This is a genomic window from Vicinamibacterales bacterium, from assembly GCA_036504215.1.
In the GTDB taxonomy this organism is placed as follows: Bacteria; Acidobacteriota; Vicinamibacteria; order Vicinamibacterales; family Fen-181; genus FEN-299.
This window is the reverse complement of sequence record DASXVO010000054.1, coordinates 145,033-170,028: the sequence shown is the minus strand read 5'-3', so window position 1 is coordinate 170,028 and position 24,996 is coordinate 145,033. Positions and strand designations below refer to the sequence as shown.

Genomic DNA, 24,996 nt, shown 5'->3' with positions numbered 1-24,996 from the left:
GGCAAGCGAAAAGGTTAGAACGCGTCGAGGCGGTAGACGGTGTCGTTCGACGCCACGGCGACGCCATGCACCGGGTGGATGGCGAGGCCGACGAGCGCCGCGCCCGCGACCATCAACGTGCGGCTGCCGTCCGAATCGACCCGGTAGATACCGCTGGCGCCGGCCACCGCCTCGGCCACGTGGAGCGCACCGTCCTGTCCGAAGGCGAGCCCTTGAGGCCGTCCGAACCCCTCGAATGCCCGCGTGACCTCGCCACGTCGATCGACGCGGTAGATGGCGTCACGCGTCGAGAGCGTCGGCCCGCTCACGTACACCGACTCATCCGCCGCGACGGCGAGGTGATACGCGGCCACGCTGGCCGGCAGCGTGGCCCACAGAATCACCCGCCCGGCCGCATTCACCCGGAACAGCGTCCCGCCGCGGTCGCCCACGAACATCGTCCCGTCGGAAAGGAACGCGATGCCGCAGGCCACGCCGAGCTCCGACGCGATCTTCTCCACGCGTCCGTCCGCCGTCACGCGGTAGACGGTTCCGTCGAACCGGCTCGAGACGCAGAGCGCGCCAAACGGATCGAACGCCAGTGACGTCGCGTTGACGAGACCGGTGACGAGCACCTCACGCGTGCCGTCGGGGCGGATTCGAAAGATGGACACGGGCACGCGCTGGCCGCGGGTTCCGCTGCAGGTGACGTAGAGGTTGCCGTCGGCGTCGAACGCCGGGCTGTCCACCTGGTGCAGCCCCGTCGCGACGCGCGTTCCGATCTCGATGAACCCGATCGGCGGCTCGACCGCGTCGAACGTGACGGGCACGCGTCCGCCCATGATCTCACCGGGCACGACCACGCGGACCCGACGGGACGACGCGGTGACGACGCGCGCATGGACGCCGCCGAGGCGAACGAACGGCGGCGGGTCGACTGAGAACGGATCGGCCCCGGCCTCAATGGTGACGCACCCGCCGTCGACGGCTCGAGCGGGCACGATGCGCGGACGTGGAGTGTGAAAGGCAACCATTGACTACTGGCAACCAGCCGCGAGCAACGGTCTCATTCGAGAGGCTGCTACGTATCGTCCAGCTCCACGTTCCAGTAGAGGTAGTCGCGCCAGCTCTCGGGCGCATTGCGCAAGCCAATCGTGATGCGGATGGCGGGCACGGCCTGCGGGCGGGCCGGCACCCGCACGAGCCGCATCGCCGCTTCGGCCGGCGTGCGGCCGCCTTTCCGCCGATTACAGCTCACGCAGCAGGTGACGATGTTCTCCCAGTCCTTGCGGCCACCCTGCGCCACCGGCACGACGTGATCGAACGTCAACTCGGTGACCGGCAGCGTCTGCCCGCAGTACTGGCACGCGTGGTCGTCGCGGGCGTAGATGTTGGCGCGCGAGAACGGCACGTAGTCGAAACGGCGCTTGATACGGACGTACCGCAACAGGCGGACGACGGACGGCAGCTTGAAGCTGATCGAGACGGATCGGATCTCACGGTCGTAGACCGAGATGATCTCGACCTTGCCCTGGCAGCACAAGGTGATGGCCTTTCGCCAAGGCACCACCTTGAGCGGCTCGTAGGAGGCGTTGAGGAGCAGCGTGTGCTCCATGATGATTGGTATTTTGACCGAGCCGATCTCGACTGTCAACCTGACAGAGCCCTAACACGTTCCGGTTCAGTCGCTTAGCAGCCGAGGCCTGTCCGGCCGTTCCGCTCCGCCCGATAGGAAGGACGTGCGTCGCGCTCTGTCCATCGTCGCCCTCGGCGCGCTCGTCGCGTCCGGGTGCGCCAGTTCTGGCCACGTGCCTCGGCCCTACCCCGGCGCCCACGACCCGCGCCAACCGGACACGGCGCCTGTCGAGCGCCCGTCGCCCGCGCCACGGCCCGCGTTGTCTCCCGCCGCCGTCGCGGCGGCTGACCTCGCACAGTCACTCGTCGGCGCGCCGTACCGAAACGGCGGACAAGACCCCGACGGATTCGACTGCAGCGGCTTTGTCCAGTACGTGTTCACCCAGTCGGGCATCGGGATGCCGCGGAGCGTGCGCGAGCAGTTCGAGGTCGGACAGAACATCGATCCTGCGGACGTGCGGCCGGGAGACCTCGTGTTCTTCGCCATCGACGGACACCGCGTCTCGCACGTCGGCATCGTCGTCGGCGACGACGCGTTCGTCCATGCGCCGAGCTCACGCGGCCAGGTGAGAATCGATCGGCTGTCGATGGAGTACTGGAGAACTCGGCTCGCGGCCGCGAAGCGCCCGACGTGAGCCCCGAGTCGTTTCCGTGGACGCAGGCGCCGCGACCGCGCCTTGCGCGGTACCGCCGGGGTCCGCGTCTTCGTTCCTCGCCCTTCGGTTCGCGATCAGGAGGCTCACTGCCCGGCCGCTGCGCGCTCGATCGGGGCACCGTCGGGCCGGCGCATCTGGCGCACCAGGGGGGACTCGCGTCGCGTGTCGCGGCGTGAGAGCCGCCGAGTGGCGCATGCGAGGAACTGCCGCACCACGAGGTCGTCCTCCGTGTACCGCGTCGGGACCGCCGACGTTTTCAGCGTCTGGATGCGCACGCTGGCCGGCGTCTCCGGCTGAGCGGCGTTGGGCAGCACGTCGATGTAGCGTTGCGGGAAGGATGGGAACGTCCGGAACGTCGTGCCGAGCACACCCGCGTGCATCTCCTCGAGCTCCGAGAACCGATGCCGCAGAAAATCGAAGGTGGCCGGATCGGGCCGCGTCGCCAGATACTCCCGCACCATGTCGGCAACGTCGGCCAGGAAGTCCCGACCGTGTGACGAGTACGTCGCCACGCCATCGGCGCGCTCGACCCGCCGGATCCCCGGAGCGCTCGGATCGATGTGGTACAGCTCGTGGACGACCGTATCGAGCTTCGCCAGCCAGGTCGGTGCGCGCTGGTCGTAGCAATGCTCCTTGCGCGAACCCGCGAGCGTCTGGTCACAGAAGCGCGGCAGCGCGAACGAGATCAGGTAGTGGATGCGGCGCCCGCCGACAGAAACCGACGGCGACTTGGTGACGAACCATCGCGAGCGGCGCGTGATGCGGCCGGTCTGCCGATCGCGCCAGTAGTAGTAGCCCGGCTCGGTCGGCGGCAGGCTGATGCAGTGGCAGGTCGCGAACGCGCCCTCGGCCCCCGGGCGGCCGTATCGTGCGAACACGAGCAGATCGTCGGAGTCGATGTAGGACAGCCGCGGGACACGTGCGACGATGTCGCGCATCAGCACGCTGATGCGTTCCGTGTAATTAATCATGCGCGCGCCCGCGACCCGGTCGTTGGAGCTGTGCTGCTGGTGGTCCGGGGGAAGACCTGGAGAAGCGCGCCGACTATAGCGCCCGCGGGAAAAGGGTGTCAAGGTCAGCCGTGGCAATCCTGTCCGGGTCTGGAGCCGTCAGCTCTTCCTTGGGCCCCTCTTCCTCGGGTGGCGGCGTGACGATGCCCATGCGGGAGGCGATCGGCCGCGCATCGACGACGCGTCGTCGATCTGGGTCGGCTATCGCGTCGTGACCACCTTCACGCGGGTGCCAGGCGGCACCGGGTCCGGCAGGCCGTGGTTCATCTGGGCGAGCGTGGCGGGCATCACGATCCCGCCGAAGTGGCGCGCGATCCTGTCCCACGTGTCGCCCGGCTGCACCGAATAGAGATCGATCACATTCATCCTGACGCGGTCGGCTTCCGCGCCGTCGATCGCGCGAAACGACGAGATGCTGGCCTGGAGCGACGCTTCGACGAACGTGAAACGGTCGGCGGACGCGATGCCCGCCAGCAAGTGGACCACGCTCCCGAGGCGCACGAATGCTGCGCGCACGCGCACCGGAGAGGCGGCATCGCGCTCGCCGTCCCAGGTGCCGACGAATGCCGGCGCCCCGTTGATCGTCGTCTCCTCTCCGCCCGCCGTCCTGAAACCGGCCCCCTCCATCGTCGTCCGCGCGACGGCAGCCAGGTCGGCGCGACGGGCGCGCGGGAGCACCCGGACGACGAGTGCCGCGTCTTCGTCCGGGTGCTCGACCGCCATCTGCATCCGGCTGTTCGTCACTTCCCACCGCGCCGGAATCGTGAGCGCAAAGCGCCGCTCCGCCTGGATGAACTCGCGACCTCGCACGAGCCCGTCGCGCGGGTTGTCGCCGAACACCATGCCGTGAACGCGTTGCTGGTAGCCGTCGCGATTGACCGTCCAACCCGCCGGCGGGGGCGTGTCGAGCGTCCTCGTCGCCGCCCGCAACTGCTCGATCAGATCAGCGGAAGACACGTGGGTCTCGAGCCACGTCGGCACACCTCGCTTGTCGCTTTGAAGCTGCTGCTCCGCGAGCGATGCGAGGAATGCGGGAACGGCGTTCGGATCGAAGCCCGACCTGGCGAGATATCCCGACGCCAGCGTGTCGGCGACCAACTCCTCGTCGGGTCTGAACCTGCCGAACAGCACAGTCGGGCTGATGGACCCTGCGGCCGGGGGGCGCAGCCGTCGCACGATCGGCGAGAAGAGCCCGATGATGAGCGGGTCGCCCCCGCCGGTCGTGGCGGCGGCGAACTGGCGGGCCGCCAGGCCGGTGGCCACGTGCGCCACCTCGTGGCCGATGACCGCCGCGAGTTCCGCGTCGCTGGTGAGATACGGGAGCAGGCCGCGCGTGAGGTAGATCTGGCCGCCTGGCAACGCGAAGGCGTTCGCGGCGGCCACGTCGAGGATCGTCGCGCGCCACGGCAGCGCCGCACGGCCTGACGCTGCGGCCAGTCGGGCGCAGAGTTGCTGCACGACCTGCTGCAGACCATCGTTGGCGTAGACGCCCAGATCGCGTCGCACATCCGCGTCGGCCCGCAGGCCCACCAACAGTTCCTGCCCATCGGAGAGGCGAGGCGGAATGGGCGGCTGCGGCACCCGGCCGCGCCCGCAGCCGGGCACGAGCGTGGCGAGCAGGACGAGAACCGCGAAACGCGTGGTCACGTGACCAGTGTAGCGTCAACGAGGCGCCAATCCTCGACAGACTCCCATGCGTGTTCTATAGATAGTCTGGACATGGGAATCAGAGCGACACCCGACGCACTCGATCTCCTCCCCGGCACGCTGTATCTGCTCATCCTCCGAACACTGGCCGGCGGCCCGCTGCACGGCTATGCCATCGCCCGCCGGATCGAAGAGGCGTCCGCCGACGCACTCGCCGTCGAGGAAGGCTCGCTCTACCCGGCGCTCAACCGCATGCTCGTCAAACGGTGGGTGAGGGCCGAGTGGGGCATCTCGGAAAACAATCGGAAGGCGCGCTTCTACAACCTGACGCCGGAGGGGCGTCGTCAGCTCGAGCAGGAATCGCGTCAGTTCGACGCTCTCGTGCTCGCGATCCGGCTCGTGATGGAGACGGCGTGAACCCGGGGCCCGGGAGGCAGTCATGAAGCGGCTCGCCACGATCTCGTCGCGCCTGACCTATGTCGTCACGCGCGGCCGTCTCGATCCGGCGGTACTGTCGGCGGCGCAGCGGTTCGCGACGCTGCTGCTCGGCATCTTCGGCGTGCTCGCCCTGACGCTGGCGGCGGTCGGCACCTTCGGCGTCGTGTCTTACACCGTCACACAACGCACCCGGGAAATCAGGATTCGGCTGGCGCTTGGCGCCAGCCGGAACGAGTCCACAGCCGAGGCTAGCCCATCGCCCCGACCGCTGCAGCAGTGCCCGCGCCCCGCGCGATGGCTGCGCCCTGGGCGCGCAGCACGCTCTCGAGCGCGCCGAGGAAGAGCAGGATCGCCTGCGGCGACGAACTGTGTCCCATCAGGCCGACCCGGAGGATCTTGCCGGCCAGTGGCCCGAGGCCCGATCCCACTTCCATGTTGAAGCGCGTCAGGAGATCCCTGCGGATCTTCGGTTCGTCCACACCGTCCGGGACGCGCACCGCGTTCAGCGTCCAGAGCCGCTCGGCCGGCGGCGGCAGCAGGCCGAGCCCCATCGCCTCGAGGCCGGTGGCGAGAATCTGATGGTTCCGCTGGTGCCGTTGCCAGCGCGTCTCGAGGCCTTCCTCGTCGATCGCGACGAGGGCCTCGTGCAGCGCGTAGACGAGCGACGCGCTGATCGTGTGGTGGTACTTCCGCCGCACCCAGTAGTCTTCGAGCAGCGCAAGATCCAGATAGAAGCTGCGGCACTTGACGCGGCGGTCGAGCGCTGACGGTGCGAACGCGACCGGCGCCAGGCCCGACGGCGCGCCCACGCACTTCTGCGTGCAGCTGTAGACGGCGTCGAGGCTCCACTTCTCCATCTCGAGTGGGTGGCCGCCGAGCGACGTGACCGCGTCGACGATCACGATCGCCCCGTTGTCGTGAGCGATCTTCGCGATCGCCTCCACGGGATTGCGCACGCCGGTGGACGTCTCCGCGTGGACGACGCACACGATGTCCGCGCCGGCCTTCGAGAGCGCGTCGCGCACCTGCTGCGGATCGCAGGCGCGCCCCCACTCGACGTCGAGCCGGGTGACGCGTGCGCCGTAGCGCGCGCAGACCTGCGCGAGGCGATCGCCGAAGTATCCCGTGACGACCGCCAGAACGCGCGTGCCGTCCTCGACGAGATTGGCGACAATCGCCTCGAGTCCGGATGTTCCCGTGCCCGACACGGCGAAGGTGAACGATCCGGCTGGTGCGCGGAAGAGCCCCTGGAGCCGCCCGCGGATGTCATCCATCATCGCGAGCAGATCGGGGTCGAGGTGACCGAGCATTGGCGCCCCCAGTGCCCGCATCACTCGCGGCGACATCATGCTGGGACCGGGACCGAGGAGGAGACGTTCGGACGAAGGGAGAGAAATCATCTGTGCATTGTAGAGCAGGAGCCGGGGCGCCGGATGGGTGACCTTCACCAGATCCCGGGGACGAGGCGGAAGCGGACGCGGCTGGCGTACGCCTGGTAGCCCTCCAGTTCCCCGCGCAGCGTGCGGTCCTCCATCGCGGTGCGGACCACGATGACGGCCGAGATGATCGACCCGACGAGCACGGCCCACCAGGAACCGAGCGCCATGGGCGCGCCGAGAGAGTTCATGATCGACGCGACGTAGCCCGGGTGGCGGACGACTCGGTAGGGACCCCGGTCGATGACGTGATGGCCCCGATCGCGCTGAATGCGGACGAGAGCCGAAAAGAAGCGGTTGGCCAGCACCGCGGCATTCACGATCACGCCGCCCGCGGCCACGAGCGCGAGGCCCACAACCTCGAGGCCCGTTGGCATCGGCCCGCTCCAGCCAAATCGCCGATCGAACGCGGAAACGAGAATGAACGCCAGCGGTCCTGCGACGCCGATGATGCCGACCAGCGGCTTGTCCCACCGTTTTGCGTCTGCCGGCGGGTGTGTCCGCTCCTGGATAAGGTCGGGGTGCACGCGGACGACGATGGCGGTATACGCCGCCAATTGCACCGCGCTGATGAGCAGGTAGGCCCACGCCGCCGGCCAGCGAGTCGTACCGGCTGCGACGAACAGCAGGGAGCCGAACACCACCATCATCCCGACGAAACGGACGCCCGTCGCAAAGAGTCCGTGCGCCGGGGGCGGGGGACTCGCAGAGGGCGGCATCGGGACCGGGGCTGATGGGCGATTGGCGGACATGGCTCTCGAGCGTCCCCCTGTTCCTACAACTCCATGATCACGTTCGAGAAGCCAGCCCGACCCCGAGCTCGGCGAACTGTCCGCGGAGTGTGTCGATCATCTGTGGTGTTGCCGCCGGCAGGGGCTGGCGCGGGACACCGCCGACGTAGCCGGCGAGGTCCATGGCTGCCTTCAGGCCGGCGACGCCAAACATGGTGGTCACCGACTTCCCCAGCGGAGTGATGCGGCGCTGCAGTGCGAGGGCCTCGGCGTGCTTCCCTGCGCGCGCCAGGCGATAGAGTTCCACCATCAGATCCGGAATCACACACGCGGCCGCCACGATGCCGCCGATCGCCCCGACGCAGAGGCTCGCGTAGAGCGTGGGCGCCGAGCCGACGAGCACCTTGAAGCCGGGTGGCGTCATCGCGACGAGATCGGCAATCTGCGTCAGGTCCGCGCTCGAGTCCTTCACTCCGGGGATGTTGGCATGCGTCGCCAGCCTGGCCACGGCCTCCGCGGCCATGCTGACGCCGGTCAGCCCCGGCACGTTGTACGGCAGCACCGGCACGGGTGACGCGTCCGCCACGGCGGTGAAGTGCCGGACGAACAGATCCGTGGTCATCTGCTTCTTGAAGTAGCACGGCGTGCGCACGAGGACGACATCCGCGCCGGCCTGCGCGGCACGCTTGACGGCCGCGATCGTGCTGCGCGTGGACTCCTCACCGGCGCCGACGATGAGCGTCTTGCCGGAAGGGACGCACTCCCGGGCCGCCGACGCGACGCGAAACGACTCGTCGGCATCGAGCAGCGGAGCTTCGCCGTTCGAGCCGAGGACGAGCACGCCGGCAAGGCCGGTCGTCATCCATTTCGTGACGTTCGACTTCATCCCGTCGAGATCGATCGCGTCGTCTTTGAACGGGGTTGCGATTGGCGGAAAGATGCCTTCAAGGTTCATGGGTCCTATGCTAGCGCATGCGGCCGGGTCAGTTCATCCTTCCTCCTTCATCCTTCATCCTTCCTCCCTTCCTCCTTCCTCTTTCATCCTTCCTCCCTTCGTATCGGCCGCCTCGCCTGCGGGATCGCCTCGAGCGGGTCCACGTGGATGACCGCGTGCGCGGGCGGCAACGCGGCTGCGATCTTCTGCTCTATCGCGGCGGCCGTCTGGTGCGCGTCGGCGAGCGTCACCTCACCCCCCATCGTGATGTGTGCGTCGATGTAGCGGTGGCTGCCCGACTTTCGCGTCCGCAGATTGTGCGACTCGAGCACGCTCGGGTGACCGTCAATCAAGTTCTTGATCGCCTGCAGCTCCTCCTCGGGGAGCCCTCGGTCGAGCAGATGGTCGGCCGCCTGCAGCGTCAGCCCGACACCGATCTTGAGGATGAACAACGCCACGCCGATCGCGACGATCGGATCGACGATATCGAGCGCGGTTGAGTGGAAGACGCTGCGCGCGACCAGGACGATGGCCAGGCCGCCGGCGACGCCGAATGACGTATAGACATCCGTGGAGAGGTGATGCGCGTCCGCTTCGAGGGCGAGCGAGTCCTCCTGTTTCGCCACCTTGAACAGGTAGCGCGACACGAAGACGTTCACCACGACCGATACCAGCATCACCGCGGTGCCGAGGCCGAGGTGCTCCACCTCACCACCGTGGCGGATCTTCTTTGTCGCCTCCACCACGATCCAGATCGCGGCCACCACGATGAGCGCCGCCTCGATGGCGCCGGAGATGCCTTCGATCTTGCCGTGGCCGTAGGGGTGCTCGGCATCGGGTGCCTTGTCGGAGGTCCGTACCGAGAACCAGGCGATCACCGCAGCGAGCAGATCGTTGGCCGAGTGAATAGCCTCGGAGATGATGCTGACCGATCCCGAAAGCATGCCGACGGCCAGCTTCAGCAAGACCAGGCTCGCATTGGACGTGACGGACATTGCCGCAGCGCGCGTCTTTGCAGTCATCGGACCTCGACCATGGGTCAACACAGAACTCGCAGAGTCCGCGGAGACGCCGGCAACAACCCTATGTCCGCTGCGCGCGGTGTGGTTCCTGCGTCGATCTCTCCAGGACCAGGTTCGCCCCCAGCGTGACGGCGAAGATCGCGGCGGCCGGAGCGAGCGTCCACGGGAAATCGGCCATCGCGTTGACGTTCGCCGCCTCGTGGAGCATCGATCCCCAACTGGGCACGGCGTCGGGAAAGCCGAGGCCGATGAACGACAGCGTCGCCTCGGCCACGATGAAGGTCGGCAGCAGCAGGATCGCCTGCGTCGCCATCAAGCCGCGGCACGCCGGCATCAGGTGGCGCAGGAGCACCCGCGCGTGGCCCGCGCCGAGCGATCGCGCCGCGTCGGCGTACTCGCGCGTCCGCTCGGCCGCAACCGTCGCCCGCACGGCACGCGCCACCCACGGCCAGCCGACCACCGCGAAGATGCCCGCCATCAGCACGAAGACGATCCACGCCGGCAACACGAGCGGCAGAGCCGCCCGCAGCGCCAGCACCACGTACACCGCGGGCAACACCAGCACGAACTCGGCGACCCGCATCAACGCCTCGTCCAGAGCCCCGCCGCTGTAGCCGGCAATGCCGCCCGCGATTCCCCCGATCAACAGCGCGCCGAGCGTCGCGAGCAGCGCGACGCCAAGCGACGTTCGCGCGCCAAACAGCAGCCGCGTGAGCTGGTCGCGGCCCGACGCGTCGGCGCCGAGTGGGAGCCACGGCCCTGCGCGCTCGTCCGCGACCCCAATGACCTTCCAGCCCGAGAAGAACGCCAGCGACGCTGGGTGCGCGCGGTCTTCTTCGTACCTCTGTTCCAACCGGCTCACCAGCCGCAGCGGGTACACAAAGGGCGCTCGCCAGGTCCCATCGTCCGCCACGACGTGCGGCCGCATGGGCGGCGCGTAGAGGAACCCGCGAAACGCCTCACCGGCATCGTGCGGCGCCAGGACCGGCGCGGCGACAGCGGACAGCGCCACGACCGCAAGCAGCCCAATGCCGCTCCAACTCGTGCCGGTGGAGAGTCGCGGACGGCGCGTCACGGGGAGATGATAGCAGGCTCAGGCCCGTGACGACGTGCGCAGGCGCGGATCAGCCCACGCGAGGGCGAGATCGGAGACGAGGCTGCCGGCGGCGAGGAAAATCGAGCCGGCGGCCGCGCACCCGGCAACGAGATACAGGTCGCGGGCCACCAACGCGTCGTACATCAACCGGCCGAGGCCGGGCCACGCGGTCACGACCTCCACGACGAACGATCCGCTGAGCAGGCTGCCGAGGACGAACCCGTAGACGGATGCGACCGGCGCGATCGCGGCGCGGAGCGTGTCGCGCCAGACCAGACGGCCCCGCGGCACGCCGCGCGCGAGCGAAGCCAGCGAGAACGGCCGATCGACCGCGTCACGCATCGACTGCGCCTGGAGCCGCTCCAGCATGGCGGCCAACGGCAGCGCCAGCGCGGCGGTTGGCAGCGGCAGGTGCCACGCGAGATCCGCGAACCAGACGGCAGTCCCAGCCTGCCACGCGTCGATCGATCCCATCCCGCCAATCGGGAACCACCCGGTGCGGGCGGCAAATAGCACCAACACGAGTGAGGTGACGAGCGAGGGAAGCGAGAGGAACAGGAGCGACGTCCCGCGGATGACGCTGGGGACGAGGCCCCGGCGGCTGCCGCCGATGATACCCGCCGGAATGCCGATGAACGTGGCCGCGACGAGCGCGCACAACGCGAGCAGCCCCGTGTTCAACGCGCGCTGCCGGACCAACTCCGTGACCGGGCGGCGATAGTACAGCGACGTGCCGAGGTCGAGCCGGGCCGCGCGCGACACCCAGTCGGCATAGAACGACGCAATCGGGCGATCGAGACCGTAGCGCGCCCGCTCGCGCGCCATCGACTCGCGCGTCGCACCCGACCCGAAGAGCTCCGACGCGAAGTCGCCCGGCGCGAGACGCGTCAGAAGCAGCGCCCCCGACGACACCACTGCCACGAGCACGAGGGCGGCGGCCAGGCGGCGGATCAGAAAAGACAGCATCGCAGCCAGGAGTCAGGAGCCAGCGTTCACTTCGGTCCACTCACCGTCAGGCCGTCCGGATTCCACAGGATCGCCGGCCGCAACAACGCAGGAGTTGCACCACGCACGCGGGAGCTCATCGGGATGTAGATGCGCGGCGCCACGAACTGGATGATCGGCTGGTGCTCCGCGACGATCGTCTGCACCTGGTCGAATATCGCCTTGCGCTCGGCCTGTTCGCTCGTCGCCGCCTGGCGCAGCATCAGATCGTCCACCTGCTTCTCCCAGTCGGTGGCTGGCTTCGATTGGCCAGGGTTCCACACGTGCCCGCCCCCCGAGCTCAACCACAGATCCAGGTTCAGCGCCGGATCCAGATCCGTCGTCAGGAACCGGAAGTAGACGGCGTCGTATTCGCCGCGCTCGATGCGGTCGATCGCCGCGCCGATCTCGAGCGGGGCCACCTCGACGGCCAGGCCGACCTTCTTCAGCTCTTCCGCGATGAAGGCCGCGCCTCGCTCGAGCAGCGTGTTCCCCTTCTGCGTGAGGATGGTGAACGAGGCCTTCACACCCGGGCGATCCTCCAGCGTTGTCGTGCCCTTCCGCATCGTCAGACCGATCGACGCGAGCAGCTTCTTCGCGGCTGCCGGGTCGTAGTCGTACCTCGGCAGGTCGGCCGCGAACCACCGCGCGTTGCCCGGCGAAACCAGCCCGTACACCGGCACGCCCGCGCCCAGGAACACCGTGTCCGCGAACGCGCGGCGATCGACCGCGTGCGAGATCGCGCGCCGCAACTCGACGCGCTGCAGCCATGGCCGCCTGGCCGCTCCCGGCCAGTTCGACCGCAGGTTGATCCAGAAGGAGTCGGCATCGAGGCCCACGCCGAGATCGACGAGCGACAGCCTGCCCGCGTCGGCCGCCCGCTTGAGCGTGGCGTAGTCGTCCGGCCGCACCTCGGTCTGCGTGAAGTCGATCTGCCCCGCCTGCAGGCGCAGCAACTCCGCGTTCTGGTCGGGCACGATCTCGAGCGTCAGGCGGTCGAGCGCGGGCAGCTTCGCACCGCTCGAGTCGCTGCGCCAGTAGTTGGGGTTGCGCACGAACACCAGCCGCTGTCCCGGCTGATACTCCTTCAGCACGAACGGGCCGAGACCCACGATCTCCGAGACCGGCGTGGATGGCCCCCACGCCGACGCGAGCGTGCCCGCGTCGAGCGCCGCCTGCAGCTTGTGCTTCGGCAGGATGGCCAGGTTGTCGAGCAGCCGCATCCCCGGTCCGAAGAGCGACGGAAAGCGGATGATCACCGTGTCCGCGTCCGGCGCGGTGACCAGTAACGGCTTGCCGCCGACCCGCATCGATTCGCCGAGCGGGCTGGCGGTCCTCTCGTCGTACACGGCGCGGAAGGTGAACAGGACGTCGGCCGAGGTGAACGGCGTCCCGTCGGAGAACCGCACGCCCTTGCGAAGCTTCACGGTGTAGCTCAGGCCGTCTGGTCCCGGCGCCCACGATTCGGCCAGCCACGGTTGGAGGTCCTGGGTCGTTCGATCGATGCGCACCAGACGGCCCTGCGTGAGGTGCGTGACCATATCGAGCACCGAGTCACGCCCCGCAAAGCGGTTGAACGTACGCGGCTCGCCGCGAATCGACGAGATGAGCGTCCGCGCCTCGGGCGCGCCGGCCGTGGATCGTTCTTTCGTGCAACCGGTCCCCACCAGCGCGAAGACGATGAGGACGGCAACGGTGAAGTTCCTGAGCATTGGCCGCCATGCTAGTGCAGTCCGCGTTCCCATTCAACTCGCCGGCCGGTCTCAACTCGTCCGCCAGTTCAGATGAATCGGACTTCCATGGTCCGTCACCGACGATCCTCGGTCGACGCCTGGCTGCGCCCCCGAGGCAGACGATCGAAAGGACTCGCGGCCGATCTACACCACGGCGGCCAGGCAGGCAGGCCTTCAGGGTGTGGTCGTGCTGAAGGCGGTCATTGGCCTGGACGGTGTGGCGGACGTGGTCGCGATTCAGGCGCGGTGATACCATCGCCGCATGCGAACCTATCGGGCGGGAGAGAACGTCGAAGACCTGTGCCGCGCGTGCAAGATCGACCGGGTGCACACCGTCATCGCGGCGGACTCGGCGGGACGGCCGATTCGTGTACAGTGCGACTTCTGCGGCAGCCAGCACAACTTCCGCGGCGGAGGCGCCGAGCGGGTTCCGGCCACCGCGTCCGCGCCTGCGCGTGTCGAGACCCACGACGCGCCGACGCTTGCGGTGCCCCGCCTGTCCGAACGGGAACGTATCGCGCCGCCGGTCGCTGCCAACCTCCCGGAGGCGGACCTCGAGGCGGTGCTGCGCCGCATGATTCGGCTGGAGAGCGGGGTTACGGTTGCCGTGCCCGCCGACAAGTGGCGCGACGGCCAGTTGGTGCTGCGGCCGGGGAGGCCCGGGCTGCAGGAGAAGGTCTGGCCCATCGAAACGTTCTTCCACAAGATCGTCATGATCCGCAATCGCCTGCGTACGCTCGAGCAACAGGTCAACGCGATGGACTTCCCCGAGGATGCCAAGATCAGGCTCCAGGCATACGTCACGGCGTGCTACGGATCGCTGACCAGCTTCAACATCCTCTTCGCCGAGGACGAGGACCACTTCAAAGGCGTTGGCGGGGACTCGGAAGCGGCCGGGCCATCACTCCCGGAGTGATGGCCACACGCTCCTTCGCACCCTGGCTTCGGGTCGCCTGGCGTTGGACCGAGCGGCGTGACGCGTGAGCGTTGGCCGCCGGGCGTGCACCCCGCTCCCCCAGGCTGCGCATTGCGCTTCTCCGCTCACATTGGGTAAGGTACGGTGTCCCCACCAGGAAACATCATGCCCAACCCAAAGCCCGCCTCCGCCCTGTTTCTCACCGTGGCCGTCCTCCTCGCGATTCCGGCCGCCGCTCAGGATGTTCCCGCTGCGAAGCGGGCGGCGCTTGCCGAAACGGACCGTATCGCCGGCGACATCGCCCGGATCTCGAGCACCCTCTGGAAGTACTCGGAACGTGCACTGAGAGAGCAGCGATCCGCGGCGTTCCTCGCCGACATCCTGGAGCGGGAGGGGTTCCGAGTGGAGCGTGGTGTCGCGGGCATGCCCACCGCGTTCGTCGCCAGCTACGGCACGGGCAAGCCCGTCATCGGGATCCTTGCCGAATACGACGCCCTTCCCGGAATTGGCAACGCCGTGGTTCCGAAGAAGCAGGCGCGGGAGGACGGCGTGAGCTCGGGCCAGGGCTGCGGGCACGATCTGTTCGGCGCGGGTTCGGTCGGCGCTGCGATCGCCCTGAAGCGGACCATGGCGGCGCAGCACCTTCCGGGAACACTGAGGTTGTACGGGACGCCGGCCGAGGAGACAGGCATCGGCAAGATCTACATGGCGCGTGACGGCGCCTTCGACGATCTCGACGCCGCGATCGAATGGCATCCGTCGCAGGAGAACGCCGTCGCCAACACGGCGAACCAGGCGATGAACAACTTCACGGTCGAGTTCTTCGGTCAGCCGGCGCACGCGGCGTTCGACCCCTGGAACGGCAAGAGCGCGCTCGACGCGGTGGAGCTGTTCGCGCACGGCCTCAACATGATGCGCGAGCACGTGAAGCCGACCTCGCGCATTCATTACGTGTTCCCATCGGCGGGCGAGGCGCCCAACGTGGTGCCGTCGTACGCGAGCGTGTGGGCCTACGTCCGCGACGTCGATCGGGCGTCGGTCGACGCGCACTACGCGTGGATTCAGAAGATTGCCGAAGGCGCCGCGCTCGCGACGAGGACCACCTACAAGGTCACGCTGACGACAGGACTTCACGAGTACGTCTTCAACCGGCCGCTCCAGGAGGCGATGCAGCGGAACCTCGAGGCGGTGGGCGGACCGAAGTTCGGTGAGGCCGAGCAGGTGTTCGCCAGACAGCTGCAGCGCGAGCTCGGGTTGCCCGAATCGGGCATCGACACGTCGATACGGACACTCGCCGACCGTGTGCAGCCAGCCGAAGGGGGTTCGACCGACGTCTCGGACGTGAGCCACATCACGCCGACCGTGGGCCTGTCGGTGGCGACCGCGGGCAGGGAGCTGCCGTGGCACAGCTGGGCGACGTCCGCATCGCACGGCCTCCCGGGCGCGAGCCACGCGGCCGAGACCGCGGCGAGCGTGATCGCCCTGACCGGCGTGGACCTGCTGACCCGGCCCGATTTGATCAAGCAGGCTCGTGCCGACTTCGTCAAGAAGACCGGAGGAAAACCCTACAAGTCACCGATCCCTGCCGGGCAGAAGCCGCCGATCCCGAAGTGACGGCTGGCGACGCGGCGTGTTGACTGGGGTTCTCCCTCGAGAACATCGCCACGAACCGCTCGCCAAAGGTCGGTCATCCCGGTTAGCATCCCCGCATGAGAACGTTCCATTTCGCCTGCGCCTTCATGCTTGCAGCCGGCCTGTGCGCCGGCCAGGACCAGCCGATCACCATCCGGGCCGGCGTGTTGCTGGACGGCAAAGGGTTCGCCGCGCGCAACGTCACCATCGTCGTCCAGGGGGCGTCGATCCAGCGGGTCGGGCCATCGACGCCGGGCGCCACCTACGACCTGAGCCGGCTCACGGTCCTCCCGGGACTCATCGACACCCACGTGCACCTGACGTGGCATTTCGGGCCGGACGGCCGGTTCGCTCCGCGCGACGCATCGCCGACCCAGCAGATGGGCTACGCGATGGAAAACGCGTTCGTGACGCTCATGGCCGGGTTCACGACGGTCCAGAGCGTGGGCGACCCGGTGGACAAGGACGTCCGCGACGCCGTCGCTCGAGGCATCCTGCCCGGTCCGCGGGTGCTGACATGTCTTCGCGCGATCACGAACCCGCAGCTCACCATCGATCAGATCCGCGAGACGGTCCGGAAGCTGAAGGCGGACGGCGCCGACCTGATCAAGATCTTCGCGTCGAAGAGCGTCCGCGACGGTGGCGGCCAGACGCTGAGCAACGAGCAACTCCAGGCGGCCTGCGGTGAGGCCAGGGCGCAGGGACTTCGCACGCTGATCCACGCGTACGGGCCGGACACGATCAAGGTCGCGGCCGACGCGGGCTGCACGACGATCGAGCATGCGACCTTCGCGGACCAGAGCGCGCTCAGCGCCCTGGCAGCGCGCGGGACCTACATCGATCCGAACATCGGCCTCGTGAAGCAGAACTACCTCGACAACCGCGCGAAATACGACGGGATCGGCAACTACAACGCCGAAGGGTTCGCCGCCATGGAGAAGGCGATCCCGGTGGACCTCGTCATGTTCAAGCAGGCGTTGGCGACGCCGAACCTGAAGATCGTCTTCGGCACCGACGCGGTGGCCGGCGCGCACGGCCGTAACATCGAGGAACTGATCTACCGCGTGCAGAAGGGCGGGCAGGATCCGGCTGCCGCCATCGTGTCGATCACGTCGCTCGCGGCCGCGTCGCTCGGGTTGGAGTCCAGGATTGGCGCGGTCGCTCCCGGCATGGAGGCGGACCTGATCGCCGTGGACGGCGATCCACTCGAGGACATCACCGCCCTTCGGCGCGTGGTCTTCGTCATGAAGGGCGGGAAGGTCGTGAAGTCGGCTGGCGGCAGGTAGGGACGGCCGCGGGCTCGGTTCTGCAGGAATGGTCGACTGGGGGCGGATCGATGACACCATCGAAGAAAGTGCGCGTTGGGGTGCTGGGCGCGGGGGCGTGGGCGCGTCTGGCTCATCTGCCCGGCTTCGCGCGCGACCCGCGGTGCGAGGTCGTGGCCATCGCCGATCCGAATCTTCCCCTTGCCGAGGCGGCGGCCCGCGACTTCCGGATCCCGGTGTGCACAGCCAGCCATCAGGCCCTCATTGCCCGCGACGACATCGACATGGTCGATGTGTGCACGCCGAGCGCCACGCACCTCGAGTTGACGTGGGCCGCGCTCCAGGCCGGCAAGCACGTGCTCTGCGAGAAACCCGTCGCCTACGACTACCGGGACACGCTCCGCGCGCGCGACCTGGCACGCTCGAAGGGCTTGAAGACGAAGATGGGATTCACCTTCCGCCACAGCCCCGGCATGCGGTACGTGAAGTTCCTCATCGACGAGGGTTACATCGGCACACCGTTCGTCTTCAACGGCTACGAGCAGAACTCGCAGTGGTTGAACCCTTCCACGCCGCTCCGTCAGGTCGATCACGAGGCGGACCAGTCGGTGCTCCAGGTCTCGTCGCTCGAGGGTTACGGCGCGCCGATCATCGACCTGGCGCACTGGTTCGTCGGCAGCAACCTGCGGTCGGTCGTGGGCACGATGCGCAACTTCGTTCCCGAACGGATCGTGCGCGCCACGGGCCGCATGATGCGGATGAACATCGACGACGGGGACATCTTCATCGGCGAATTCGACAACGGCGCCTTGTGCTCGATCCAGACCAGTTTCGTCACCGTCGGCAACTACCCGGGCCTCGAGGCGCGCATCTACGGCAGCCAAGGCGCCCTGATCTGCCGCCTCGTCGAGGAGTTCGGATGCTGCGAAACCGTCCACGGCGCGAAGCCGGACGAAGTGGAGTTCAGGCGGCTGCCGATTCCCGAGCGGTTCTACCCTGCCGGCGGGAGCGATGAAGAGAGTTGGCGGTCGCTGTTCTACGCGAATCTCACCGCCGACTTCGTGGACGAGATTCTCGACATCGGACGCCAGAGCCAGGGGGATTTCGCCGACGGCGCCTGGGTGCAGGAGACGATCAATGCCGTGGAGTTGTCGTTTCGCGAGCGGCGGTGGGTGTCGCTGCCGTTGGACTCGACGCAGGGTTGACGTCGCGCGCTGACCGATAGACAGGCCGGCCTCGGTGCGGTTGTCCCAACCATCGACGGGAAGGCCTCGATGTGGCTGACCGGTCCGGTCCGACGGGGGCCCTTTCGAGAGGTAGCTTGTGTCGCACGATGCGCTGGGTCCGTTCTTCGAGAGCTACTGCCGGCTTCGGCCGGTGACGGCCACGTTCACGGGCGTCCACGACCACGACGACCGGCTGCCGGATTGGTCGCCCGACGGCCTCGAGGCTGCCGTGGCAGAGATGAGGGCGCTGCGCAGGGGCCTCGCGGACGAGTCCGGCTCGGCTTCGGCCGGCCCCCGCGCACTGGCGCCGACCGGAGCGCTCGGGGCGGAGACACCGTCGTGGCCTGCGCGATCGATCGACATCCAACTTGCCGACTCCTTCCTCGAGATCCAGATCGCCGAGCTGAACGGCCCGCACTTTCAGCGCGGCAACCCCGCTCTGTTCACTGGCGAGGCGATCTTCGGAATCATCGCGCTGATGAACCGCGAGTTCGCACCCTTCGCCGCGCGGCTGGAGTCGCTCACCGCCCGGCTGCGTGGCATCCCTGGCTTCCTCGAGCAGGCTCGCCGGTCGATCGCGGCTGAGATTCCCGCGGAGTGGACGGCCCGCGCCCTGCGCGAATGCGGCGGGGCCAGGACGCTGCTGTCGTTTGGTCTCGACCTCTGGCTGGCGCACGAGTCAGCCCGCGCGGCAGTCGAAGGAGCCGGAGCCGGTTTCGACCCGCTCCGAGGCGCGCGGATGGCGGCGGCGATGTGCACGTGCAAGGCGACGCCGGAAGTGCAGGCCGCGCGAGACGCCGCGCGAGACGCGCTGGCCGCGTTCGGGCGCCTCGAGACGTGGCTGCGGAAGACGATACGCCCGGCGGCCGCCTCGCGCTACTCGTGCGGCGGCGAGCATCTCGAGTTGTTGTTGAGACGCGGGCACTGGACGCCGCAGCCCGCTGCCGCGCTGCTCGCCGAGGCCCGTGCGGCATTCGAGGTGCAGAGCGCCCGCTTCTCCGAGGCGGCTCGACGCGAGGCGCCCGGCGGCTGGCCTGACATCCAGGGGCGGTTGGCCGACAATCATCCGGACGTCCCGTCGTATCTCGGCGCGCACGACGAGTGGTGGCGGAAGTGTCGCGAGATGGCGGCCGCACACGACCTCGTCACATGGCCCGACGCACCGATCCGGTTCGTGCCGATCCCAGTCTGGACCCGCGAGGCCGCTCCCTCGCTCTACTATCTCTTCTACCGTTCGCCGGCGCCGTTCGATCCGCCCGCGGTGCACGAGTGCACGGTGCCGGCGATCGACACGATGATGCCGCCGGAGGAATGCGAGCGGCGCCTGCGGGCCGTCAACACGAACGTGATCAAGCTGAACCACGTGGTCCACCACGGCGGGCTCGGCCATCACGTGCAGAATGCCCACGCCGCGCGCTCCCTGTCGCTCGTCGGGCGGATCGCGGCGGTGGACGGCGCCAGCCGTATCGCCATGTTCTGCGGCGGCACGCTGGCCGAGGGCTGGGCGTGCTACGCGACGGATCTCGCGCAGGAATACGGGCTCCTGACGCCGCTCGAGACCGTGGCCGAGGAACACAGCCGCCTCCGGCAGCTCGGCCGCGCGATCGTGGACATCGAACTCCACCAGGGGATGATGACCTTCGACGAGGCGGTGACGTTCTACGCCGACGGCGTGGGGATGTCGCCAGAAGCCGCGCGAAGCGAGGCTTCCAAGAACTCGATGTTCCCGGGCGCCGCGGTCATGTACTGGCTCGGAACCAGCCAGATTCACCAGCTTCGCGCCGAACGGTCGAAGGCGCTCGGGGCGCGCTTCTCCCTGCGAGCATTCCACGACCGGTTGCTGTCGTTCGGAGCGATCCCCGTGGCGCTGGCCGCAAAACTGATGAGGGCAGATGCCGCAACATAGGGGACTGCGCGTCGGCGTCGCATCGATCGCGGCGGTCGTCGCCTTCGGCGGCTGCTCACCGCGGCCGGCCACCGGCCCGTCGAACAGCCTGCTCATCATCGGCTACGACCGCGAGCCCGACACGCTGAACCGGTTCAGCACACACATCCTCGAGGACATCCAGACGTGCGTGGTCGAGGGCCTGACGACCACCGACGAGAAGATGAACGTCGTGCCGGTGCTCGCGACCGACGTGCCGTCGCTCGAGAACGGCGGCGTGCGCCTCCGTCCCGACGGCGGGATGGACGTCACCTGGAAGCTGCGCCCGAACGTCTCGTGGCAGGACGGCCGACCTTTCTCGTCGGCCGACGTCAAGTTCACCGTCGAGGCACTCCAGAACCCGGCGTACAAACCCGAGAGTACCGATGGATTCGACCGCATCTCGTCGGTGGACGCGCCCGATGCGCTGACGGCGGTCATCCACTATCGCGAGGTCTACGCGCCCTACGCGATCCAATTCATCAGGGGCTGCTTCCCGAAGCACGTCCTCGAGGGACGCGACATCGATCGGGCCACGGACTACAACCGCAAGCCGCTCGGCACCGGACCGTACCGCGTCGTCGAATGGCGCACCGGCGAGCACATCCTCCTCGAGCGCGTGCCCAAGTACTGGCGCGGGCAGCCGAGGATCGAGCGCCTGCTCTTCAAGTTCCTCACGAACACCAACACGCGCATCAACCAGCTTCGCAGCGGCGAGGTGCACGTCGTCGCCCTCGTGCCCTGGGACAAGTACCGGGAGATTCAGTCGGTGCCGGGCCTCGCGATCCACCGGATGATGGGGAACGCCTACGAGCACATCACGCTCAACCAGAAGAGCGTGCCGGCGTTTCGGGACGTGCGCGTGCGCCGCGCCCTGGCGCATGCCATCGACCGGTCGCTCCTGACGCGAACGATTCTCGACGGCCTCGCGCCGGTCATCGACGGACCGGTCCAGCCGCTGTCGTGGGCGTATACCGACCAGGTTCGCCGCTACGGGTTCGATCCGTCCCAGGCACGCGCGCTGCTGGACGATGCCGGGTGGCGCGACACCAACGGCGACGCCGTCCGCGAGCGCGACGGCCGGCCGCTGTCGTTCACGCTGGTCACGCAGGCGGGTTTCGCGATCAGGGAGAACATCGCTCAGGCGGTGCAGCGCCAGTGGCGGGATGTCGGCGCCGACGTGAAGGTGCAGCTCCAGGATGGGACCACGATCAGCGCGCTGTGGTTCGAGGGTCGGTTCGACGCGATGCTGCACTGGTGGCAGATGCCGTCCGATCCGGAGATGACCCTCTTTTTCGCCGCGGACCGGACGCCACCGGCGGGCCGGAACATCAACTACCTGCGTGACGACGCGTTGACGAAGGTGCTGTACGCGTCCGATCGGACGGTGGATCTCGGCGAGCGCCGCCGGCTGCTGCAGGAGGCCCAACGTCGGATCGCCGATCTGGCCCCGGAGATTCCGCTCTACAACATCACGCGGCTCGATGCGGTGCCCGCGCGGCTTCGCGGCTTCCGGGGGAATCCGACGAACGTCGGGATCTTCTGGAACGTGTACGAATGGAAGATTGGGCAATAGGTGTTCGCCCGATTCATCGTCCGTCGGCTGTGCCAGGCGGTCCCCCTCCTGCTCGTCGTGTCGTTGCTCGTGTTCCTGCTGATCCACGCGGCGCCAGGCGGCCCGCTGACGCTCTACCTCTCGAACCCGAATGTCCGGCCGCAGGACATCGAGCGGTTGCGGCGGGCCCTCGGCCTCGACCGCCCGCTCTGGATTCAGTACCTGTCCTGGCTCGGGGCGTTCGTGCGCGGTGATTGGGGTTACAGCTACGCCGATGGCCGGCCGGTGCTCGAACGGATCATCGAGCGTCTTCCGGCGACGCTCGAGCTCGTCGCCAGCTCGATGGCACTCGGCGCGTTGATCGCCATGCCCGTCGGCGTCATCGCGGCCATACGACGTCACGGCTGGTTCGACCGACTCACCGCGGCCCTGGCCTCGGCCGGGATCTCACTGCCCGTGTTCTGGTTCGGCCTCGTCCTGCAGATCGTCTTCAGCGTCTGGCTCGGCTGGCTGCCCTCGTCCGGCCGCAGCACGCTCGGCGGCAGCGGCCTCGTCGATCGACTCGAACACCTGGCGATGCCGACAACCGTGCTCGCGCTCGTGCACGCGGCGGCGTGGTCCCGGTACCTGCGAGCGTCGATGGGCGACGTCCTCGGGCAGCCCTACATCGCGGCGGCTCGCGCCAGAGGCGTGCCCGCCTGGTCCGTCTGGCTGCGGCACGCGCTGCGCAATGCGGTGATACCGGTGCTGACCGTCGCGATGATCGACGCCGCCATCATGGTGTCGGGAGCCGTGGTGACCGAGAGCGTATTCGCGTGGCCCGGCGTCGGCAGCCTGTTCACCGATGCCCTGGCGAAGCGCGACTACACCGTGCTGATGGCGTTCCTGATGATGTCGTCCTGCGCCGTGGTCGTGCTCAACCTCGGCGCGGATCTGCTCCATCGCCGCCTCGACCCGAGGATTGGGAGCGGGGCCGCATGATGCGGCCGCGCCGCGGGTGGACGTCCGGAAGCATGGCCGTGAAGGTGGCCGCGCTGCTGCTGGCGGCTCTGATCGTTCTCGCGGCGGCCGCGCCACTGATCGCACCCTACTCTGCCGAGGCCCTCGATCTCTCCAACAGGCGCGCCGCGCCGTCGTCCAACCACTGGTTCGGGACCGACGAACTCGGCCGCGATCTCTGCACCCGGGTCCTGTTCGGCGCGAGGGTCTCGTTGGCGGTCGGCCTCTTGTCGGCACTGGTCGCGGCGGCCGTCGGCGTCGGGATCGGCGCGGCGAGCGGCTACGCCGGTGGCGTCGTGGACAGCCTGCTCATGCGGATGACCGACGCGATGCTCGCCATGCCGCGGCTGCCGTTCCTGATGATCGCCTCGGCCGTGCTCCAGCCGTCCGTGCCCGCGCTCATCGTGCTCGTCGGCCTGGCAGGCTGGATGGAGACCGCGCGCCTCGTGCGCGCGGAGTTCCTGGGACTGAGGGAGCGCGAGTTCGTGTCCGCCGCGCGCGCGGCCGGCGCCAATGCGCGTCGCGTGATCTGGCGCCACCTGCTGCCCGGCGCCACCGCTTCGATCGCCGTGTCGTTGACGCTGGCGATCGCCCGGGGCATGCTGCTCGAGTCGGCGCTCAGCTTCTTTGGCGTCGGCGTGCAGCCGCCCACGCCCAGCTGGGGCAACATGCTCTACCAGGCGCAGACGACGATGACCTCGGAACCGTGGCTGGCGCTGTTCCCTGGGCTGTTCATCTTCCTGACGGCGCTCGGCATCAACGTGGTGGGCGACGCGCTGTCGGGAAGCGAAGGGGCGGTGCGGTAGGGGGGGAATCCATGGACCCGATTACACTGGCGATCCGCGACATGTACGAGCGATACCCGTATCCGGCCAGTCCGGAGATGGAGATTCGCACGGGATCGGACGTGCGGCTGCTCTTGAGCTACGGTCTGCTCGACCGGCCGGCGGGAAGGCCGATGCACTGCCTGGACGCGGGGTGCGGCCGCGGCAACCAGGTGCTGGGCGCGGCGTTCACCCAGCCGGACGTTCATTTCACCGGCATCGACGTCAACCGGGTCAACTTGAGCGATGCAGCCGCCGAAGCCGAGAAGGAGGGGCTGCGCAACGTCCGCTTCCAAGAGGTCGACCTGATGACGCTCGAAGGACTGGATGTTCCGGATGGCGGCTTCGACGTGATCTTCTCGTCGGGGGTGCTCCATCACCTCTCGTCACCGGAGGAGGGGCTCACACATCTGCGACGCGTGCTCGCCCCGCACGGCATCATCGGCCTGATGGTGTATGGGACCCACGGGCGCGATGCCCTGTACCGGTTCGTTCGCGCCGTCGATATTCTGATTCCCAGGGACCGCCCGATTGCCGAGCGGCTGGCGGTTGCCAGGAAGCTGGCTTCGGAGATGCCGAGTGACGCCGTTCGGTTCGGGCCGTGCGGTCTGTTCGACGGGATCCCCGAAAGCGAATTCGTCGATCGCTATCTGAACGTCAACGAAACCTCCTACGAGGTGGGCGAACTCTGGGGGATGCTCGAACGAAGCGGCCTGAAGTTCCTGCGCTGGTGCGAGCCCGAGGAATGGTCATTGCCGTCGCGCACTCCAGGCGGACAGGCACTGGTCCAGCACCTCACCGACTTGCAGCGCTTCCAGTTGGTCGAACAGCTGCAGATGCGGCACAAGCTGGATCTGATCGTGGGCACCAGAGAGAACCGGCTGCGTCCCTTGCCGTCGGCGGACGCGTGTGCAGGCTGCTACTTCGCGATCAGCCCGGAGGTGTCGATACAGACCGAAACCCGCAATCTGCACCGCGGCCAGCGGATCGAGGGCCTGAGCTACCGACTGCGCCTCCGCCCGCCGGTGAGCTTGAGCGGGCTGACCGCGTCGGTGGTCGTGGCGTTCAAGGATCAGACCACCCCATTCCGGGGCAGGCGCGTGATGGAGGCCGTCGCCGGCCTCGGTCACCCCAAAGAGCGCTGGGTGGACGTGATGACCGAGCTGCTGGCGCGCGAGATTCTCTACTGCCCGCAGCCGTCGCAGCTGCGTGGGTGATTCGGGCCCTCCCAGCCGACCTCGCCAGATCCTGGCGCGCGATCTGCGACCGAAGATCTGCCACGCGGCGGTGGCCGCAATCTGGTGAAGGTAACCGGAACGCATCGGCCGCTCAGAAACACCTGAGCGTCGACGCC

General features: G+C 68.3%; 22 protein-coding genes. 11 read left to right on the top strand and 11 right to left on the bottom strand.

The annotated features are described in order from the left end of the window. Positions 1-14: 14 nt before the first annotated feature. Together VGK32_15600 and VGK32_15595 are read right to left on the bottom strand one after the other, a co-directional pair. Positions 15-1,013, bottom strand: a complete 999-nt coding sequence (locus VGK32_15600) for a hypothetical protein (protein ID HEY3383195.1) — start codon at positions 1,011-1,013, stop codon at positions 15-17. A gap of 47 nt (positions 1,014-1,060) precedes the next feature. After that, positions 1,061-1,594, bottom strand: a complete 534-nt coding sequence (locus VGK32_15595) for an HNH endonuclease (GenBank protein ID HEY3383194.1) — start codon at positions 1,592-1,594, stop codon at positions 1,061-1,063. A 124-nt stretch (positions 1,595-1,718) separates the two neighbouring features. Here VGK32_15595 and VGK32_15590 point away from each other — a divergent pair, with 124 nt between their 5' ends. Then, the gene (locus VGK32_15590; GenBank protein ID HEY3383193.1) at positions 1,719-2,249 is read left to right on the top strand and encodes a C40 family peptidase; all 531 of its coding nucleotides are present in this window, start codon (positions 1,719-1,721) and stop codon (positions 2,247-2,249) included. 104 nt (positions 2,250-2,353) lie between these two features. On the opposite strand, the gene VGK32_15585 is transcribed toward VGK32_15590, so the two are convergent. Together VGK32_15585 and VGK32_15580 are read right to left on the bottom strand one after the other, a co-directional pair. Beyond that, positions 2,354-3,241 (bottom strand): hypothetical protein, encoded by an 888-nt coding sequence (locus tag VGK32_15585; protein ID HEY3383192.1) that lies wholly within the window; start codon positions 3,239-3,241, stop codon positions 2,354-2,356. A gap of 240 nt (positions 3,242-3,481) precedes the next feature. Beyond that, on the bottom strand, positions 3,482-4,927 hold the full coding sequence (locus VGK32_15580) for a M48 family metalloprotease (protein HEY3383191.1): 1,446 nt from the start codon (positions 4,925-4,927) through the stop codon (positions 3,482-3,484). A 72-nt stretch (positions 4,928-4,999) separates the two neighbouring features. On the opposite strand from VGK32_15580, the gene VGK32_15575 reads away from it, so the two are divergent. Further along, entirely contained in the window at positions 5,000-5,344 is a 345-nt protein-coding gene (locus tag VGK32_15575) for a PadR family transcriptional regulator (protein ID HEY3383190.1), read from the top strand. Positions 5,345-5,613: 269 nt separating this feature from the next. Here VGK32_15575 and VGK32_15570 read toward each other — a convergent pair whose 3' ends face one another. The 7 genes from VGK32_15570 to VGK32_15540 form a co-directional block, all read right to left on the bottom strand. Continuing rightward, on the bottom strand, positions 5,614-6,765 hold the full coding sequence (locus VGK32_15570; protein HEY3383189.1) for an aminotransferase class V-fold PLP-dependent enzyme: 1,152 nt from the start codon (positions 6,763-6,765) through the stop codon (positions 5,614-5,616). Positions 6,766-6,809: 44 nt separating this feature from the next. Continuing rightward, on the bottom strand, positions 6,810-7,442 hold the full coding sequence (locus tag VGK32_15565) for an isoprenylcysteine carboxylmethyltransferase family protein (protein HEY3383188.1): 633 nt from the start codon (positions 7,440-7,442) through the stop codon (positions 6,810-6,812). A gap of 148 nt (positions 7,443-7,590) precedes the next feature. Continuing rightward, the gene (locus tag VGK32_15560; protein ID HEY3383187.1) at positions 7,591-8,487 is read right to left on the bottom strand and encodes a dihydrodipicolinate synthase family protein; all 897 of its coding nucleotides are present in this window, start codon (positions 8,485-8,487) and stop codon (positions 7,591-7,593) included. An 83-nt stretch (positions 8,488-8,570) separates the two neighbouring features. After that, complete coding sequence (locus VGK32_15555) at positions 8,571-9,488, bottom strand: cation diffusion facilitator family transporter (protein HEY3383186.1); 918 nt, start codon at positions 9,486-9,488, stop codon at positions 8,571-8,573. Between the two features lie 61 nt (positions 9,489-9,549). After that, a complete protein-coding gene (locus VGK32_15550; protein ID HEY3383185.1) occupies positions 9,550-10,563 on the bottom strand; it encodes an ABC transporter permease in 1,014 nt (337 codons plus the stop codon). 18 nt (positions 10,564-10,581) lie between these two features. Continuing rightward, a complete protein-coding gene (locus VGK32_15545) occupies positions 10,582-11,550 on the bottom strand; it encodes an ABC transporter permease (GenBank protein ID HEY3383184.1) in 969 nt (322 codons plus the stop codon). Positions 11,551-11,576: 26 nt separating this feature from the next. Further along, positions 11,577-13,280, bottom strand: a complete 1,704-nt coding sequence (locus VGK32_15540; GenBank protein HEY3383183.1) for an ABC transporter substrate-binding protein — start codon at positions 13,278-13,280, stop codon at positions 11,577-11,579. 283 nt (positions 13,281-13,563) lie between these two features. Here VGK32_15540 and VGK32_15535 point away from each other — a divergent pair, with 283 nt between their 5' ends. From VGK32_15535 to VGK32_15495, 9 genes are all read left to right on the top strand, one after another. After that, a complete protein-coding gene (locus tag VGK32_15535) occupies positions 13,564-14,217 on the top strand; it encodes a hypothetical protein (protein HEY3383182.1) in 654 nt (217 codons plus the stop codon). A 165-nt stretch (positions 14,218-14,382) separates the two neighbouring features. Next, positions 14,383-15,831, top strand: a complete 1,449-nt coding sequence (locus VGK32_15530; protein HEY3383181.1) for an amidohydrolase — start codon at positions 14,383-14,385, stop codon at positions 15,829-15,831. A gap of 95 nt (positions 15,832-15,926) precedes the next feature. Beyond that, complete coding sequence (locus VGK32_15525; GenBank protein HEY3383180.1) at positions 15,927-17,135, top strand: amidohydrolase family protein; 1,209 nt, start codon at positions 15,927-15,929, stop codon at positions 17,133-17,135. 50 nt (positions 17,136-17,185) lie between these two features. Further along, positions 17,186-18,319 carry a Gfo/Idh/MocA family oxidoreductase gene (locus VGK32_15520; protein HEY3383179.1) on the top strand — a complete coding sequence of 378 codons (1,134 nt, stop codon included), beginning with the start codon at positions 17,186-17,188 and terminating at the stop codon, positions 18,317-18,319. A gap of 118 nt (positions 18,320-18,437) precedes the next feature. Continuing rightward, positions 18,438-20,246 carry a DUF885 family protein gene (locus VGK32_15515; protein ID HEY3383178.1) on the top strand — a complete coding sequence of 603 codons (1,809 nt, stop codon included), beginning with the start codon at positions 18,438-18,440 and terminating at the stop codon, positions 20,244-20,246. Next, positions 20,233-21,840, top strand: a complete 1,608-nt coding sequence (locus VGK32_15510) for a peptide ABC transporter substrate-binding protein (protein HEY3383177.1) — start codon at positions 20,233-20,235, stop codon at positions 21,838-21,840. The genes VGK32_15515 and VGK32_15510 overlap by 14 nt, the downstream gene beginning before the upstream one ends. Beyond that, a complete protein-coding gene (locus VGK32_15505; GenBank protein HEY3383176.1) occupies positions 21,841-22,800 on the top strand; it encodes an ABC transporter permease in 960 nt (319 codons plus the stop codon). After that, positions 22,797-23,624 carry an ABC transporter permease gene (locus tag VGK32_15500; GenBank protein ID HEY3383175.1) on the top strand — a complete coding sequence of 276 codons (828 nt, stop codon included), beginning with the start codon at positions 22,797-22,799 and terminating at the stop codon, positions 23,622-23,624. Before VGK32_15505 ends, VGK32_15500 begins: the two co-directional genes overlap by 4 nt. An 11-nt stretch (positions 23,625-23,635) precedes the next feature. Beyond that, entirely contained in the window at positions 23,636-24,859 is a 1,224-nt protein-coding gene (locus VGK32_15495; GenBank protein HEY3383174.1) for a class I SAM-dependent methyltransferase, read from the top strand. The last annotated feature ends 137 nt before the right edge of the window (positions 24,860-24,996 follow it).

What these genes read in the sequence shown, in the direction of transcription:
- VGK32_15600 (HEY3383195.1), bottom strand. Translation starts at nt 1,013, where the DNA reads ATGGTTGCCTTTCACACTCCACGTCCGCGCATCGTGCCCGCTCGAGCC.
- VGK32_15595 (HEY3383194.1), bottom strand. Translation starts at nt 1,594, where the DNA reads ATGGAGCACACGCTGCTCCTCAACGCCTCCTACGAGCCGCTCAAGGTG.
- VGK32_15585 (HEY3383192.1), bottom strand. Translation starts at nt 3,241, where the DNA reads ATGATTAATTACACGGAACGCATCAGCGTGCTGATGCGCGACATCGTC.
- VGK32_15575 (HEY3383190.1), top strand. Translation starts at nt 5,000, where the DNA reads ATGGGAATCAGAGCGACACCCGACGCACTCGATCTCCTCCCCGGCACG.
- VGK32_15570 (HEY3383189.1), bottom strand. Translation starts at nt 6,765, where the DNA reads ATGATTTCTCTCCCTTCGTCCGAACGTCTCCTCCTCGGTCCCGGTCCC.
- VGK32_15560 (HEY3383187.1), bottom strand. Translation starts at nt 8,487, where the DNA reads ATGAACCTTGAAGGCATCTTTCCGCCAATCGCAACCCCGTTCAAAGAC.
- VGK32_15555 (HEY3383186.1), bottom strand. Translation starts at nt 9,488, where the DNA reads ATGACTGCAAAGACGCGCGCTGCGGCAATGTCCGTCACGTCCAATGCG.
- VGK32_15545 (HEY3383184.1), bottom strand. Translation starts at nt 11,550, where the DNA reads ATGCTGTCTTTTCTGATCCGCCGCCTGGCCGCCGCCCTCGTGCTCGTG.
- VGK32_15540 (HEY3383183.1), bottom strand. Translation starts at nt 13,280, where the DNA reads ATGCTCAGGAACTTCACCGTTGCCGTCCTCATCGTCTTCGCGCTGGTG.
- VGK32_15535 (HEY3383182.1), top strand. Translation starts at nt 13,564, where the DNA reads ATGCGAACCTATCGGGCGGGAGAGAACGTCGAAGACCTGTGCCGCGCG.
- VGK32_15530 (HEY3383181.1), top strand. Translation starts at nt 14,383, where the DNA reads ATGCCCAACCCAAAGCCCGCCTCCGCCCTGTTTCTCACCGTGGCCGTC.
- VGK32_15525 (HEY3383180.1), top strand. Translation starts at nt 15,927, where the DNA reads ATGAGAACGTTCCATTTCGCCTGCGCCTTCATGCTTGCAGCCGGCCTG.
- VGK32_15520 (HEY3383179.1), top strand. Translation starts at nt 17,186, where the DNA reads ATGACACCATCGAAGAAAGTGCGCGTTGGGGTGCTGGGCGCGGGGGCG.
- VGK32_15510 (HEY3383177.1), top strand. Translation starts at nt 20,233, where the DNA reads ATGCCGCAACATAGGGGACTGCGCGTCGGCGTCGCATCGATCGCGGCG.
- VGK32_15500 (HEY3383175.1), top strand. Translation starts at nt 22,797, where the DNA reads ATGATGCGGCCGCGCCGCGGGTGGACGTCCGGAAGCATGGCCGTGAAG.
- VGK32_15495 (HEY3383174.1), top strand. Translation starts at nt 23,636, where the DNA reads ATGGACCCGATTACACTGGCGATCCGCGACATGTACGAGCGATACCCG.